Here is a 14,873-nt window from a genome sequence, read left to right on the forward strand (position 1 = left end):
GTCGCTGGGGGGCGGGGTGGGGTGGTGGGGGTGTTGGGGCGCGTGGGGGACGGGCTGCTCGGCGGCCTGGGCGGGGTGGCGGTCCCCGCCGGGGGCCAGCCGGATCCGCCGGTGGCCCGCGGCGGCAAGCTCGCGGGCGAACGCGGCGCCGATGCCCGCGGTCGCCCCGGTGACAAGGGCGGTCAACTTACTGTGGTGGCGGTCCGAAGCCGGGCTGACCCGGCTGCGGGCCCTGGTACCCACCACCGAAGCCGGGCCCCGAGCCGGGAGCCGGGGGCTCCCACTCGGCCTGCTGCTTGCGGAAGTACGGGTGCGAGGCCGGCAGCGCCAGCAGGATGATCGGCAGCAGGATGGCGATGATCAGCAGGATGCCCAGCACCGTGGTCACCGGGCGGTACCAGCCGGGGACCTGCGCGTAGACGATCCGCTCGTACTCGGCATAGGTGGGCAGGTTCGCGTTGGTCTTGCGGGCCTGGTCCCAGAACGTCTGGGTGAACAGGGTCGAGCCGACCGCGAAGAGGCTGCAGCAGAACGCGATGCCGCCGAAGACCCACGTGAGGATCCGGGCCACCTGGCTGCCGCGGCCGACGAAGAAGCCGAGCAGCACCAGGATCGCGACGATGATGAAGCCGACGACCACCTCGATGGTCGTCCCGATCGTCAGGCCGGCGTTGCTGGACTGCATGCCGGCCCGGTCGTAGATCTGCTTCGTGGCGTCCGCGATCTTCTGGGCGTACAGCAGCGAAAGGATCACGCTGATGACTTCGATCGCCGCGGCCGCGAACAGCAGCACCACGGCGAGGCTGACGGTGGACGGCCGGGCGCGTGGGGCCCCGGCTGGAACGGCGAATGACATGGGCCCCACCGTATCGACGCGACGCGAATGGCGCAGGCTCAAAATCTAATCGCGCAGCCGCTCCGCCGCGTAGCGCCCCACCGTCGTGCTGCCCATGATGCAGCCGTTGAACGTCTTCACCTCGGCGTGTGAGTCCTCCAGCCGCAGCCAGGCGGCCCGCCCGGCCGCCGCGTCGGTGTGCGTGAGCAGCTCGGCGGCGTAGACCCGGCCGGCCGGGGTGGCCCGGTCGAGGAGGGCCTCCAGCCGGGGACGCAGCTCGTCCCCGTGCTGGCGCAGGCCCTCCTCGACGGCGAAATACGCCTTGGTGGCGGGCAGGAGGGTCCCGGCGATGCCGACCCCGCCGAACGCGAGCGTGTCGGCGTCGGCGAGCTGACGCAGCTCGTCGTCGAACCGTTGCTTCTTCCAGAGCATCTGCCGTACCCCTTCGCGGACTGCACTTACCCGGCGGTCACCGTGAGCGCCTTCTTGTCGTCGGACAGGTCGACCACGACACGGTCGCCGTCACGGATCTCGCCGGCCAGCAGCGCTCGCGCGAGCTGGTCACCGATCGACGTCTGCACCAGGCGGCGCAGGGGTCGGGCACCGTAGACGGAGTCATACCCAAGACTGGCAAGCCAGTCACGCGCCTGGTCGGACACCTCGAGCGTGAGCCGGCGCTCGGCCAGCCTCCGGCTCAACACATTGAGCTGGATCTCTACGATCGCACGCAGATCCGCTTGCGACAATGCGTCGAACACCACCATGTCGTCGAGCCGGTTCACGAACTCCGGCTTGAAGTGGCCCCGCACGGCGGCGATCACCGCGTCGTGGCGCTGCTCGGCGTTGAGCGTCGGGTCGTCGGCCAGCACCTCCGAGCCGAGGTTCGACGTCAGGATGAGGATCGCGTTGCGGAAGTCGACCGTGCGGCCCTGCCCGTCGGTGAGCCGGCCGTCGTCGAGCACGGCCAGCAGGATGTCGAACACGTCGGGGTGGGCCTTCTCGACCTCGTCGAGCAGCACGACCGTGTACGGCCGCCGGCGCACCGCCTCGGTGAGCTGGCCGCCCTCCTCGTAGCCGACGTAGCCGGGCGGGGCGCCGACCAGCCGGGCGACGGTGTGCTTCTCGCCGTACTCACTCATGTCGATGCGGACCATCGCGCGCTGGTCGTCGAACAGGAACTCGGCCAGCGCCTTGGCCAGCTCGGTCTTGCCGACGCCGGTCGGGCCGAGGAACAGGAAGCTGCCGGTCGGGCGGTCCGGGTCGGCGATGCCGGCCCGCGCGCGGCGCACCGCGTCGGAGACCGCCTGGATCGCCTTCTCCTGGCCGACCACCCGGCTGCGCAGGGAGTCCTCCATGCGCAGCAGCTTCGCGGTCTCGCCCTCCATGAGCCGGCCGGCCGGGATGCCGGTCCAGGACGCGACCACGGCCGCGATGTCGTCGGCGGAGACCTCCTCCTTCAGCATCGCGCCGGAGGACTGCAGGGCGGTGAGCTCGGCCTCGGCCTGGGTCAGCTCGTGCTGCAGCTGGGGAATCACGCCGTAGCGCAGCTCGGAGGCCCGGGCCAGGTCGCCGTCGCGCTCGGCCCGCTCGGCCTCGCCGCGCAGCGTCTCCAGCTGCTCCTTGGTGTTGGAGATCTTCTGGATGTGCTGCTTCTCGTTCTGCCAGCGATCGGTGAGGGCGGTGAGCTGCTCGCGCCGGTCGGCGAGCTCGGCCCGCAGCCGCTGCAGCCGCTCGGCCGAGGCGGCGTCGGGCTCCTTGGCCAGCGCCATCTCCTCGATCTCGAGCCGGCGCACGTTGCGCTCGACCTCGTCGACCTCGGTCGGCCGGGAGTCGATCTCCATGCGCAGCCGGGACGCGGCCTCGTCGACCAGGTCGATGGCCTTGTCGGGCAGGAACCGGTCGGTGATGTACCGGTCGGACAGCGTCGCGGCGGCGACCAGCGCGGCGTCGGTGATCCGCACGCCGTGGTGCACCTCGTAGCGCTCCTTCAGGCCGCGCAGGATGCCGATGGTGTCCTCGGTGGACGGTTCGCCGACGACCACGGGCTGGAAGCGCCGCTCCAGGGCGGGGTCCTTCTCGATGTGCTCGCGGTATTCGTCCAGCGTGGTCGCGCCGACCATCCGCAGCTCGCCGCGGGCCAGCATCGGCTTGAGCATGTTGCCGGCGTCCATCGAGCCCTCGCCCTTGCCGGCGCCCACGATGGTGTGCAGCTCGTCGAGGAAGGTGATGACCTGCCCGTTGGAGCCCTTGATCTCCTCCAGGACGGACTTGAGGCGCTCCTCGAACTGGCCGCGATACTGCGCGCCGGCCACCATGGCCCCCAGGTCGAGGCTGACCAGCCGCTTGTCCCGCAGGGACTCGGGCACGTCGCCGGCCACGATCCGCTGGGCCAGGCCCTCGACGATCGCGGTCTTGCCGACGCCGGGCTCACCGATCAGGACCGGATTGTTCTTGGTACGGCGGGAAAGCACCTGAATCACCCGGCGGATCTCGGCGTCGCGGCCGATCACCGGGTCGATCTTGCCGTCGCGGGCGGCCTGGGTCAGGTCGACGCCGTACTTCTCCAGCGCCTGGAAGGTCTGCTCCGGGTCGGCCGTGGTCACCTTGCGGTCGCCGCCGCGCACCTGCGGGAAGGCCGCGACCAGGGTCTGCTCGGTCGCGCCGGCGTCCTTCAGCAGCGTGGCGACCGCCCCGCCGACCCGGGCGAGGCCGGCCAGCAGGTGCTCGGTCGAGGTGTACTCGTCGCCGAGGGGCCGGGCGATCTGCTCGGCGGCCGCGATCGCGTTGGCGAACTCGCGAGCGACGTTGGGCTCCACCACGCTCGAGCCGCGGGCGCTGGGCAGCTTCTCGACGGCGTGCAGCGCGGCGCGGCGCACGTCGGCGGCGTTGGCCCCCACCGCGCGCAGCAGGCCGGTCGCGGTCGAGCCGCCGGTGTCCAGCAGCGCCAGTAGCAGGTGCCAGGATTCGACGGTCGCGTGTCCGCGCTGGCTCGCTGCGTCCACGGCGGCCTTGATGACCTCGCGACTCTTGGTGGTCAGGCGTTCGGCGTTCATCGACTCCTCGTTCCAGTGCGCGTCCTACGGCAGGTACGACACCACCGAACTTGAGTCTATTCCACTCAACCTAGGTTTCGCTCGTCGTCACCGCGCGCTTACCGCAACGTGTGTCCATTCGCACGATTTGTCGTGCACGGTGCACAGCCAGACGTCGCCGGACTGCTGGGCGGGGTAGCCGAGGATCGTCGTGGCGTCCAGGCGCCGGAGCCGGAAGATCAGCCGCGCGCCGGGGTCGCGGACGCGCTGGCCGGTGTCGACGGTCCACACACCCTGGTTGCTGGCGATCAGCACCGCGCCGCCGGGCAGCACCTCGGCGCTGAACACCTCGGCCACCTCGCGCATCGCGGTGGCCTCGACCCAGCTGCTCGAGCCGGGCTGGCGGCGGGCGGCGAAGCGCGCGCCGACCAGCCACACGTCGCCGCCGTCGGGGCGCACCACGGGGCGGACGGTCGTCGTCGGGTCGATGGCGTGCGCGGTGCCCTGCGGCTGCCAGGTCTTGCCGTGGTCGGCGCTGGACCACACGCTGATCGTCGCGCCCGGCTCCGGGGAGGCGATCGCGTCGGCCTGCGCGGTCAGCCACAGCGTGCCGTCGGCCGCGGCGGTCAGGCCGGTGAACCGGTGCACGCCCGACGGCCGCGACGGCAGCGACCGGCGCGTGCCGTCGTCGCCGATCACCCAGGGCTGGACATCCGGGCAGCCGCTGGCCGCGAGGTCCTGGCAGCCGACCGAGTACTGCGGCTCGGCCAGCTGGAGCTCGGCCGGCGGCGGGGTCAGCGGGCGCTTGTCGAAGGTGCGGCCGGTGTCCCGGGAGACGTAGTAGCCGTCGGGCGCGGCCTTGATGATCAGCACGTTGCCCCGGCCGACGTGCATGTCGACGTCGATCGCGTCGTTGAAGGGCAGGTCGCGGGCGACCCAGCTGCCCCCGCCGTCGAGCGTCAGGGCCAGCCCGACCACGCAGGCCTGCCCGGCCACGCAGGAGGTGAAGAGGGCGTAGCCGGTGTCCGGATCGGCGAACTCGACGCCGCGGGGCGAGGTGCCCTTCGGGACCGGCAGGACGTTCTCGCGGTTGTGCGGGTCGTCGGAGGGGTTGACGGTCGGGATGTCCTCGTAGGAGACGTCGTCGTGGGGCGTCTGCTGGGGCTGGGCGGAGGATGCCGGGGCGCACGAGCCGGCGGTCAGCGTGGCCAGCAAGGCGGCGGCCAGCGCGACGGCGAGGGCCGGGCGGCGCAGTCGCCGCGGGACCGGCGCTCCTACCACCGCCACCGCCAGAACCGCCGCTGGTAGCGCACCCGCACGCTGCTGCTGCGCACCTCGCCGCCGATCCGGAACACCACGCCCTGCCCGGGTGCGGCGTCGTAGGCGGCCGGGACCTTCTGCTTCAGCGAGCTCGCGTGCGGGGCGATGCTGTCGATGTCGGCCGTGGCGCCGCGCGGCAGCACCAGCTCGATCGAGCTGGAGCGGGCCTGCAGCCGCACCTCCACCACCGAGGTGGTGAACACGGCCTCGGTGAAGTCGAGCTTCACGTTGCCGGCCCGGGTGCTGATCAGCAGCCGGCGGGGCACGGTCCAGCGACCCTGGCGCTTGAGGCTGGAGGCCTGGTTGCGGATCTCCATCTGCTCGGGGACCGCTGTCGGGCCCTTCAGCGGCAGGTCGCCGACGTAGGGCTCGATCTCGCCGTAGGTGCGAGAGCGCAGCACGCCGTCCACGCGCTCCTCGAACTCCGCGAGGGTGAGCCGGCCCTCGGAGACCGCCGTGTTGAGCTGAGCGACCACGAGCTCCCGCTCGGCGTCGGAGATCCGCATGTCCGGACGGTCCGTGCTCACGACGACACTGTAGACCCCATCGGGATGCATTGACATCCTGCGTTTCCGCGCCCTCTTTCGGGCGAATCACCCGCTTTTATTGGCGTTTACTGAGAGTAATGAGCCGCTTGCCCTCTTCCCATGCCCCCTGGTGGCGGGCTAAGTTGTCGCCGAAACGAGGACCATGGCGATGTGGCGGCATCGCTCGTGATCACCCGCTGGCCACGGGAGCTGATGGTGAGCGTGACACAGGCGGGATTCCGAGGATTCGCGAACCCGGTCGACCCTACCGCGGCGGAGCTGCGCGCGTGGGCCTACCACCCCGACGCCTCCTTGCTGCAGACGATGCCCCCGGACTGGGACCTGCTGGTCGCCGGCGACCGGCTGATCGGCACGCTGTTCGAGCTGGCGATGGACCCGGCCTGCCCGGCTCGCCGCTTCGCGCTGCACTGCCTCTACATCTACGCGGCGGACGGGATCCGCACGCACTTCCGGGCCCACCCGAAGCGGCGGCTGAAGAAGTTCGTGGAGCAGGCCGAGGGCAACGGCGACGAGCTGCTGACCACCTGGGCGCACAACGCCCGGATGCTGCTGGCCCGGCCGGAGCTCTTCGAGTACCACGACTGGTGCGAGGGCGGCCTGGTCCGCCAGCCCCGGCGGATCAGCTGAAAAAAGGGGAGCGGCCGACGGCCCCTCCCCTTTTCCCGAGCCCGGGTTAACTGCGCATCTTCAGGCAGAGCACGAAGTCCTGCGCGTCGACCTGGCTGTCGAAGTAGTAGTTGTGCGAGTAACCGGGCGTGCCCTCGCACTTGTTCTTGTCCGTGGTGCCCTGGATCTTCTTGAGCACCTCGTACGTCCCGGCCGCACACTGCGTCTTCTGCATGACCGGCTTGTCGTTGTTGCCCACGTTCTTCAGGCAGTCGCCGACGGCGGCGTTGGCCGCGTCGCCGGCTTGGACGCCGCCGCCGCTCGCCTTGCCCGACGGGTTGCCGCTGGGCGCCGCGCCGCCCGAGGACTTGGCGCTGGGCGCGGCGCTGGTGTTCGCGGGGGCCGACGAGGAGGTGCCGCCCGGCGAGGCGGTCGTGTCGTCCGTCTTGTTGCCCTTCAGCATGTACCAGGCGCCGGCCCCGACGCCGCCGAGCAGGAGCAGCACGAGCAGGCCGACCAGGACCGTGGCGCCGCCGGAGCGCTTCTTCCGCTCCGGCTGCGATGGGAGCCACTGCGGGGGGCCATCGTTGTAGCCCGGCGGCTCGTCGTCGTACGGGCGGTAGCCACCCTGCTGCTGGTAGGTGCGGTCGTCGCCGTAGCCCTGCCGGTCGTCGTACCCCTGGCCGGGGTAGCCGCCCTGGTTGCCATAGCCCTGGTTGCCGTACCCCTGGTTGCCTTGGCCCTGGCCGCCTTGTCCCTGGTTCCCGTAACCCTGGTTGCCGTAGCCCCCCTGGCCGCCGTAACCGCCGGCACCCGAGCCCGGATACGGCTCAGGCTCGCCCCACGACGGCTGGCCGTAGGGGTCATGCTGACCGCCCCCGCCCCCGCCACCCTGCTGCCATGGGTCCTGAGGTTGACCCCGGTTCGGGCCGCCCGGCGGTCCGTAACCCGACATGATGTCCTCCTGGTCCTCGGCCGGTGGTCGGCGTCGTGAGCCTATCCGCGTCGATGCAGCCACGGTAGCGCCACCCGGGCCGCCGTGAACTCACGGATCCGCGCCAGTCCGGCTTCGCCACAGCCGTCAGATCAGCCGGAGCTGCCGGTCCTTGGGCTTGCGCGGGGCCGCCGCGCCGCGCCGCTCCAGCAGGCCGGCGTCGATCGCGGCGATGAACGGCGAGGGTGCCATCTCCCGCTCGGAGCCGTGCCGGAAGCGGCTGCGGCTGTGTGAGACGAAGAGCCGGTCCTGGGCCCGGGTGAGGCCGACGAAGAACAGCCGGCGCTCCTCGGCGACATCGTCCTCGGACGGCCGGGCGCCGGCGTGGGCGCGCAGCGGCAGCAGCCCGTCCTCGACGCCGACCAGGAACACGACCGGGAACTCGAGGCCCTTCGAGGCGTGCAGGGTGAGCAGGTTGACCCGGTCGGCCCGCGGGTCCCAGCCGTCGACCTCCGCGCCGGTGGCCAGCGCGCCGAGGAACTCGTCGAGGTCGGCGCCGGCCCGCAGCGCGGGCGGGGTCATCAGGTCGACCGCGTTCCACACGTCGGCCTCGCTCAGCCCGATCAGGGCGCTGTCCAGCTGGCCGCAGCGGCCGGCCACGACCTGACCGGCCAGGCGCACCCGGGCCGCGATCGAGCCGCCGAGGCCCTCGGCGTAGCGCAGCTCGCGGGCGATAGCGGCCACGCCGGGACGGTCGAGCAGCCGGTCGTGCGAGCGCTTCTGCACCGGCACGCCGGCCCGCGACAGTGCGTCGACGATCGGGGCGGCCTGGCCGTCGGTGCGGTAGAGCACCGCGATGTCGGAGAACGACATGGCCCCGACCGTGGCCCGGGAGTCGACCCGGTTGTCGTGGGAGCGGTGCGAGAGGCCGCCGACCAGCTCGTCGACGGTCCGCACGACGAAGTCGGCCTCGTCGGCGACGGAGGCGGCGGGGTACAGCCCGACCATCGGCGCCTCCAGGTCGAGCCGGGCCGGGTCGAGGCGCCGCCCGGGCACCAGCGTGGTGGGGGCGATGGCCTGCACCGCGGCGGCCAGGATCGGCGCCGACGAGCGGTAGTTGCGGGTCAGCCGGACCACCCGGGCGTCGACCTCGGGGGTGGCGAAGTCGGCCGTGAAGCGCAGGAAGAAGGAGACCTCGGCGCCGCGGAAGGCGTAGATGGCCTGGTCGGGGTCGCCGATCGCGCACAGGTTGCCGCCCGCCGGGCACAGCAGCCGCAGCAGCTCGTACTGCACCGGGTCGACGTCCTGGTACTCGTCCACGAAGATCCACCGCCAGCGCGCCCGGTAGCGCTCGACCAGCGCGGGCGACTCGCTCAGCAGCTGCACGGTGAGCGTGAGCAGCTCGTCCAGCGACACCAGGTCGCGCGCCCGCAGCGCCTTGGCCAGCGACTCCTTCGTGGCCGGCTCCATCGCCACGAGCGCCTTGCGGGCCTCGCGCTCCGGCAGCGGCTCGAGGGCGGCCAGCAGGTCGGCCTCCTCGGCGATGCGGAACTGCGGGGTCAGCCCGACCGCGGCCGCGTGCTCCCGCAGGATCGACAGGCCCAGCGCGTGGAACGTGGAGACCGTCACCGCCTCGGTCACCGGCCCGAGCAGCCCCTCCAGCCGCTCGCGCAGCTCCTCGGCGGCCCGCCGGGTGAACGTGATGGCCAGGCACTCCTCGGGGTAGACGCCGAGCTCGGCGCACAGGTAGGCGACGCGGTGCGTGAGCGTGCGGGTCTTGCCGGTGCCGGGGCCGGCCACGATGAGCAGCGGCCCGCCGGGCGCGGAGGCGGCCACCCGCTGCAGCGCGTCGAGCCGGTCGAGCAGCCCGGTGCCGACCTCCTCCATGCCGGCCAGCATCGGTTCGAGGGGCTCGTGCGGCGACGGCGGCGGGGCGATCGGGGGCGGGGGCGGCGCGGGCTCCGCGGGTTGCGGCCGGCGCCGCTTGGCCTGGGCCTTCGGGGCCGCTTCCACTTTGCGCTGCTTGGGAAGAACCGGCATCGGTACGTCGAACAGCACGTCCTCCTGCGCGCTCCCCCGCAGCTCGGAGGGCTCGAACAGGCGGATCACGCCGTACTCGCCGTCGTAGCCGGGCGTGCGGTGCACCTGCCCGCGGCGCAGCCGCGCGATGGCCTCCCCGACCAGTTCCCCGCCGGCCCGGGTCACGTCCTCGACCGGCACGTCCCGCAGGATGGCCAGCTCCGGCCCGAGCTCGGCGACGAGCCCGGCCAGTTTCTCGTCGACCGTCTTGGACTTCGGCCCGACGCCGTTGATCTCGCCCAGGATCTCGTGCAGCTGGATGAGGTGGGTGACCGTGGGGGCACCGGCCGGCACGTAGCCCTCCGCCCGGTCGGCCAGCTCCTCGACGCGGTGCAGGACGCCCACGGTGAGCGGCTTGCCGCACTCCGGGCAGCGCCCCTGGGCCTCCCGGGTGCGGGCCGGCGGCCAGTTGACGTCGCACGCCCGGTGCCCGTCGGCGTGGTACTTGCCCTCCTCGGGGAAGAACTCCAGCGTGCCGGCCAGCCCGTCGCCGGTGCGCAGCATGTCGCGCACGCCGGTGTAGGACAGCTCGCCGCGCAGTACCGTCGCCTCGCGGGCCAGCGCCGGCGCCGAGTGCGCATCCGAGTTGGAGACCAGGCGGTAGCGGTCCAGCGACGACACCCGCCAGTTCATCTCCGGGTCGGAGGACAGGCCGGTCTCCACGGCGAAGATGTGCTCGGCCAGGTCGGCGTAGCAGTCGGCGATCGCATCGAAGCCCGACTTCGAGCCCAGGGCCGAGAACCACGGCGTCCAGATGTGAGCGGGCACCAGGAACCCGTCCGGGCTCGCCTCGAGGGTGATCTCCAGCAGGTCGCGGGAGTCCAGCCCGAGGATCGGCCGGCCGTCGGAGCCGAGGTTGCCGATGCGTCCCAGCGCGGTGTTGAACCGCCCGGCGGCCTCGAAGTCGGGCTGGTAGATCAGGTGGTGGACCTTGCGGGTGCGGTCACCGCGCTTGTAGATCGTGGAGATCTCGACCGACAGCATGAACCGCACGGCCTGCTCCGCCGTGGCCAGCCGGGCCGGCAGCCGGCGCAGGATGTCGGCCTCGCGGTCCGGGTGCAGCCGGTACAGGCCCGGCTCGGCCGGCACGAGCGCCTCGCGCAGGTGGTCGTGCCAGGCGGGGTGGGTGAAGTCCCCGGTGCCGAGCAGCGTGATGCCCTTGCGCCGCGCCCACCAGGTGAGCGTCTCGATGCTGAGGTCGCGACTGCACGCCCGGGAATACCGCGAGTGAATGTGCAGGTCGGCGACGAACGTCTCTGGGGGAGCGGCGTTCGAGGGCACGCTGCATCCAATCACAGGCGCCCGGGGCGGCGCCGCTTACGCGCCGTGCAGCTCCACTACCGAGATGTCCGGGGGTGCCCCGAAACGTACCGGTGGGCCCCAGAAGCCGGCACCGCGGGTGACGTACACCTGCGTGCCGCCCACCGTGCCCAGGCCCGCCACGACCGGCTGCTGCAGCCCGACGAGCAGGTTGAACGGCGCCATCTGACCGCCGTGCGTGTGCCCGGACAGCTGCAGGTCGACGCCGCGCTTCGCCGCCTCGTGCGCCTGGACCGGCTGGTGGGCGAGCAGCACCACGGGCCGGGTGGCGTCGCGGCCGTCGAGCGCCTTGGCGTAGTCGGGGGCGTCGCCGGAGCCACCGCCGGTGGCGTCGTTCACCCCGGCGAGGTCGAGGCCCTGGATCTCCAGCCGCTCGTTGCGCAGGACCCGCACGCCGAGCGAGTTCACCTCGTCCACCCACTCGCGGTAGCCGGAGAAGTACTCGTGGTTGCCGGTCACGAAGAAGCTGCCGTGCCTGGCCCGCAGGTCCTGCAGCGGCTCGGCGGCCGGGCCGAGCTCGGCGACGGTGCCGTCCACGAGGTCCCCGACGATCGCCACGAGGTCGGCCTCCACCCCGTTGATCATCCGCACGATCCGCTCGGTGTGTGCGCGGCCGAGCAGCGGGCCGAGGTGGATGTCGGAGACGAGCGCGATGCGGAACCCGTCCATGGCGGCCGGCAGCTTGGCCAGGCGGATCGGGACCCGCTTGAGGTTGGGCGCCCCGAGCGCCTGGGACGCCCCGATCCCCACGGCACCGGCGGAGAGCACCCCGGCGGTGACGGCGAGTGACCGGCCGAGCAGCAACCGCCGGGACTCGGAGATGTCGTCCTGTGGCGCCGCCGGTGCCTCGACCACCTCGACGGCCGCGGCGACCACCCTGGCGGGGCGTTTCCACAGGCGCAGGGCCAGGCGTGGAATCTCCAGGATCAGCAGGGTCACCAGCAGGTAGAACATGAGCGCGAGCCACAGGAAGCCGGGCCACGCGACCAGCGCCTGCCGGGAGTGGGGCAGCGTCCGCGACAGGGCCAGCGTCGCCGGGATGACCAGGGCCAGCAGGACGGCCAGGGCCGTGCCGAGCCGGCGGGCGCGACGGGTGCGGGTGGTGTCCTTGACGAGGCGCTTCCAGAGGTACCAGTGCAGCGCCCCGACGACCAGGAGCACGACGGGCAGTAACGCGAAGATCACCAGCTCAGCCGCCCGCGAACGGCGGGAGCACGTCGATCGTGGCGGAGGCCGGCAGGGCCGCCGCCCGGTCGCGCCAGGACACGCCGTCGACCAGGAAGGAACAGGCGGCGAGGACGTCGGACAGGCGCGGGCGGTCCGCGGTGATCGCGGCCTCCAGCTCGCCCAGCGTCGCCGCCTCGAGCTTCTCCTCGGACACGCCGGCGGCCGCGCGGGCCCCGGCGAAGTAACGCACGAGCAGCACCTTGAGAGTCAGCCTCCGATCGCGGACATCGGGCGGGCGGGCTGCAGGAACCGGGGGTCGTCGATGCCGTGCCCGGCCGGCTTCGCCCACATCGCCTTGCGCCACAGGTCGGCGATCTCCTCGTCGGTCGCCCCGGCGCGCAGGGCCCCGCGCAGGTCGGTCTCCTCCTGGGCGAACAGGCACGAGCGCACTGCCCCGTCGGCGGTGAGCCGGGTGCGGTCGCAGGCGCCGCAGAAGGGGCTGGACACGCTGGCGATGACGCCGACGCGGGCCGGGCCGCCACCGACCGCGGCGTGCCCGTCGACGACCCAGGTCTCGGCGGGGGCGCCGCCGCGGGCCTGCGGGTCGGGGTGCAGGACGAACGCGGCGCGCAGCCGGGCCAGGATCTCGGCGCCGGTGATCATCTCCTCGCGCCGCCAGGTGTGGCCGGCGTCCAGCGGCATCTGCTCGATGAAGCGCAGCTCGTAGCCCCGCTCGAGGGCGAAGCGCAGCAGCTCGACGGGCTCGTCGTCGTTGAGGCCCCGCAGCAGTACCGCGTTCATCTTGACCGGCAGCAGGCCCGCCTCGGCCGCGGCGGCGAGGCCCGCGACCACGTCGGCGTGCCGGTCCCGGCGGGTGATCTCGCGGAACCGGGCCGGGTCGGTGGTGTCCAGCGAGACGTTCACCCGGTCCAGGCCGGCGGCGGCCAGCGGGGCGGCCAGCCGGGCCAGGCCGATGCCGTTGGTGGTGAGCATCGTGCGGGGGCGGCCCGGCAGCGCGGCCACGGACCGGACGATGTCGACCAGCCCGCGGCGCAGCAGCGGCTCGCCGCCGGTGAAGCGGACCTCGGTGACGCCGAGGCGGTGCACGGCGACGTCGATCAGGCGCACGACCTCGGCGTCGGTGAGCAGCGACGGGTTGGGCAGCCAGTCCAGGCCCTCGGCGGGCATGCAGTAGGTGCAGCGCAGGTTGCACCGGTCGGTGAGGGAGACCCGCAGGTCGGTGGCCACGCGGCCGTGCCGGTCGGCCAGTCCGGCCCCTGGCGGCTCGTGCGGCTCCGAACGGGTCATGATTCGAACGGTACCCGAATACCCCGGCGTCACTACAGCATGCGGAGCAAGGCCCTTACCGACTCGCGGTAGGCCTCGCCGAACAGCGCCGTGTGGACCAGCACGAGGTACAGCCGGTGCAGCGCCTGCCGCTCCCGCCAGCCGTCGGCGAGCGGCCACGCCTCCTGATAGGCGGCCAGCACCCGGTCGTGGTGCGCCACCCCGCCCCACAGGCCGAGCAGCGCGAGGTCGGTCTCCCGGTGCCCGCCGTGCGCGGCCGGGTCGACCAGCCAGGCCCGGCCCCGGCGGTCCCACAGCACGTTGCCCGGCCACAGGTCGCCGTGGATGCGGGCGGGCGGCTCGTCACCGCCGTAGGCGCCGATCCCGGCCATGATGTGCTCGACGCCCGCGATGTCGTCGGGCGCCAGCGCATAGACCGAGGCCTCCAGGAACGGCCGCAGCCGGCACTGGGCGAACCAGGGGCCCCACGGCAGCGCCGAGGGCTCGTTGGGCATCGGGAGCCTGCCGATGTACCCCGTCCAGGGCGCCCCGAACGCGTCGGCCCCCGCGCGGTGCAGCTCGGCCAGGCCCCGCCCGAACTCCTCGGCGCCCTGCGGGGTCGCCTCGCCGTGGTCGATCCACTCCAGGGCGAGCAGGCCCGGGGTCTCGGCGATGATCTCCGGCACCGCGACCGCGCCGGCCTCGCGCAGCCACCGCAGGCCGGCCGCCTCGGTGGCGAAGAACCCCGGCGGCGGGTCGGCCAGGGACTTGGCGAAGACCGAGTTGCCGTCGTCGAGGGTGAGCCGCTGGGCGGCGCAGATCGACCCGCCCGCCACCGGCGTCTCGCGGATGCGCTGGTGCTGGATGAACGTCGGGAGCTGGGCCGGGTGCTCCCTGAGGTACTGCAGGTCCATCAGGCAGACTCTTCCAGGTGGTGGGTCGCCGCGAGGGCCGGTGGCAGTAGCGCCCCACCGACGAGGCTCAACAGGCTCAGCACCCGGTCGGCGGTGCCCATCTGCCCCCCGTGCAGGGCGTGGAAGCCGAAGTGCAGCGTCCCGAAGACCGCGGTGGCCAGCCCGGTCAGCCAGCTCACGACCGGCCGGTCGGCCACGGCGGCGCCGAGGAGCAGCACGGCGAGCGTCAGCATGGTGGCGCCCAGATCGACGATCAGATGTTGGTTGTACGGCGGGTACGCCGCCGTCCAGTGCAGCCCGCCGCCGGGGAAGGTGGCGAAGAAGTGCCGCGGCGCGGCGACGGCCCACCCGCCCCAGGCCAGGTTGAGCAGGCCGAGCAGGGCGAAGCCGCCCCGGCGGACGGCCCGGACGACCCCGGGCGGCGGCAGCAGTGAGCGCAGCACGGCGTCATCGTACGAGCGCGGCGCCGCCCTGCCACCTCAGGCAGCGGCCACGAGCGCGGCACGGGCCGCGCTGCCACCTCACTGCCACCTCACTGCGCTGCACCTCACTCGGCGGCCACGAGGGCGGCACGGGCTGCGCTGCCGCCTCACTGCCACCTCACTGCGCTGCACCTCACTCGGCGGCCGCGAGGGCGGGACGGGCTGCGCTGGCGCCTCACTCGGCGGCGGCGAGGGCGGCCCGGGCCTCGTCGTACGAGCGCAGGACGGTGTGCACCGGTTCGACGATGTGCGTGGCGGCAACCGCGACTCGCTGGGCGGCTCCCTCGAGGTCGCGTTCACCACGCCGGTGGCCCAGGAACTGATGCTGGGCGAGAAGGACGTGTTCAGC

General features: G+C 72.9%; 13 protein-coding genes and 1 pseudogene. 1 reads left to right on the forward strand and 13 read right to left on the reverse strand.

Translation table 11 applies throughout. The annotated features are described in order from the left end of the window. The 6 genes and pseudogenes from AB0M46_RS48715 to AB0M46_RS48740 form a co-directional block, all read right to left on the reverse strand. A pseudogene (locus AB0M46_RS48715) lies at positions 1–186 on the reverse strand (hypothetical protein); the annotation flags it as partial. A gap of 1 nt (position 187) precedes the next feature. Further along, entirely contained in the window at positions 188–856 is a 669-nt protein-coding gene (locus AB0M46_RS48720) for a hypothetical protein (protein WP_363348079.1), read from the reverse strand. A gap of 45 nt (positions 857–901) precedes the next feature. Continuing rightward, entirely contained in the window at positions 902–1,267 is a 366-nt protein-coding gene (locus AB0M46_RS48725) for a hypothetical protein (RefSeq protein ID WP_363348081.1), read from the reverse strand. 26 nt (positions 1,268–1,293) lie between these two features. Next, a complete protein-coding gene (gene clpB, locus AB0M46_RS48730; RefSeq protein WP_363348083.1) occupies positions 1,294–3,888 on the reverse strand; it encodes an ATP-dependent chaperone ClpB in 2,595 nt (864 codons plus the stop codon). Positions 3,889–3,975: 87 nt separating this feature from the next. Beyond that, positions 3,976–5,154 carry a hypothetical protein gene (locus AB0M46_RS48735; protein ID WP_363348085.1) on the reverse strand — a complete coding sequence of 393 codons (1,179 nt, stop codon included), beginning with the start codon at positions 5,152–5,154 and terminating at the stop codon, positions 3,976–3,978. Beyond that, on the reverse strand, positions 5,142–5,714 hold the full coding sequence (locus AB0M46_RS48740; protein WP_363348087.1) for a DUF1707 domain-containing protein: 573 nt from the start codon (positions 5,712–5,714) through the stop codon (positions 5,142–5,144). Before AB0M46_RS48740 ends, AB0M46_RS48735 begins: the two co-directional genes overlap by 13 nt. Before the next feature lie 216 nt (positions 5,715–5,930). Here AB0M46_RS48740 and AB0M46_RS48745 point away from each other — a divergent pair, with 216 nt between their 5' ends. After that, positions 5,931–6,362 carry a hypothetical protein gene (locus AB0M46_RS48745; protein ID WP_363348106.1) on the forward strand — a complete coding sequence of 144 codons (432 nt, stop codon included), beginning with the start codon at positions 5,931–5,933 and terminating at the stop codon, positions 6,360–6,362. Between the two features lie 46 nt (positions 6,363–6,408). Here the strand turns inward: AB0M46_RS48745 and AB0M46_RS48750 are convergent, their stop codons facing one another. From AB0M46_RS48750 to AB0M46_RS48780, 7 genes are all read right to left on the reverse strand, one after another. Beyond that, complete coding sequence (locus AB0M46_RS48750; protein ID WP_363348092.1) at positions 6,409–7,296, reverse strand: hypothetical protein; 888 nt, start codon at positions 7,294–7,296, stop codon at positions 6,409–6,411. A 126-nt stretch (positions 7,297–7,422) separates the two neighbouring features. Next, positions 7,423–10,650: a UvrD-helicase domain-containing protein gene (locus AB0M46_RS48755; RefSeq protein WP_363348094.1), complete on the reverse strand. Its 3,228-nt coding sequence runs from the start codon at positions 10,648–10,650 to the stop codon at positions 7,423–7,425. Between the two features lie 21 nt (positions 10,651–10,671). Continuing rightward, positions 10,672–11,856: a metallophosphoesterase gene (locus AB0M46_RS48760; RefSeq protein ID WP_363348109.1), complete on the reverse strand. Its 1,185-nt coding sequence runs from the start codon at positions 11,854–11,856 to the stop codon at positions 10,672–10,674. 7 nt (positions 11,857–11,863) lie between these two features. After that, on the reverse strand, positions 11,864–12,100 hold the full coding sequence (locus tag AB0M46_RS48765; RefSeq protein ID WP_363348097.1) for a MoaD/ThiS family protein: 237 nt from the start codon (positions 12,098–12,100) through the stop codon (positions 11,864–11,866). Positions 12,101–12,108: 8 nt separating this feature from the next. Then, positions 12,109–13,149, reverse strand: a complete 1,041-nt coding sequence (gene moaA, locus AB0M46_RS48770; protein WP_363348099.1) for a GTP 3',8-cyclase MoaA — start codon at positions 13,147–13,149, stop codon at positions 12,109–12,111. Positions 13,150–13,181: 32 nt separating this feature from the next. Continuing rightward, a complete protein-coding gene (locus AB0M46_RS48775) occupies positions 13,182–14,042 on the reverse strand; it encodes a fructosamine kinase family protein (RefSeq protein WP_363348101.1) in 861 nt (286 codons plus the stop codon). After that, the gene (locus tag AB0M46_RS48780; RefSeq protein ID WP_363348104.1) at positions 14,042–14,485 is read right to left on the reverse strand and encodes a hypothetical protein; all 444 of its coding nucleotides are present in this window, start codon (positions 14,483–14,485) and stop codon (positions 14,042–14,044) included. The genes AB0M46_RS48775 and AB0M46_RS48780 overlap by 1 nt, the downstream gene beginning before the upstream one ends. Positions 14,486–14,873 lie beyond the last annotated feature (388 nt).

The sequence above is a fragment of the Dactylosporangium sp. NPDC051485 genome, assembly GCF_040682015.1.
Classification (GTDB): Bacteria; Actinomycetota; Actinomycetes; order Mycobacteriales; family Micromonosporaceae; genus Dactylosporangium.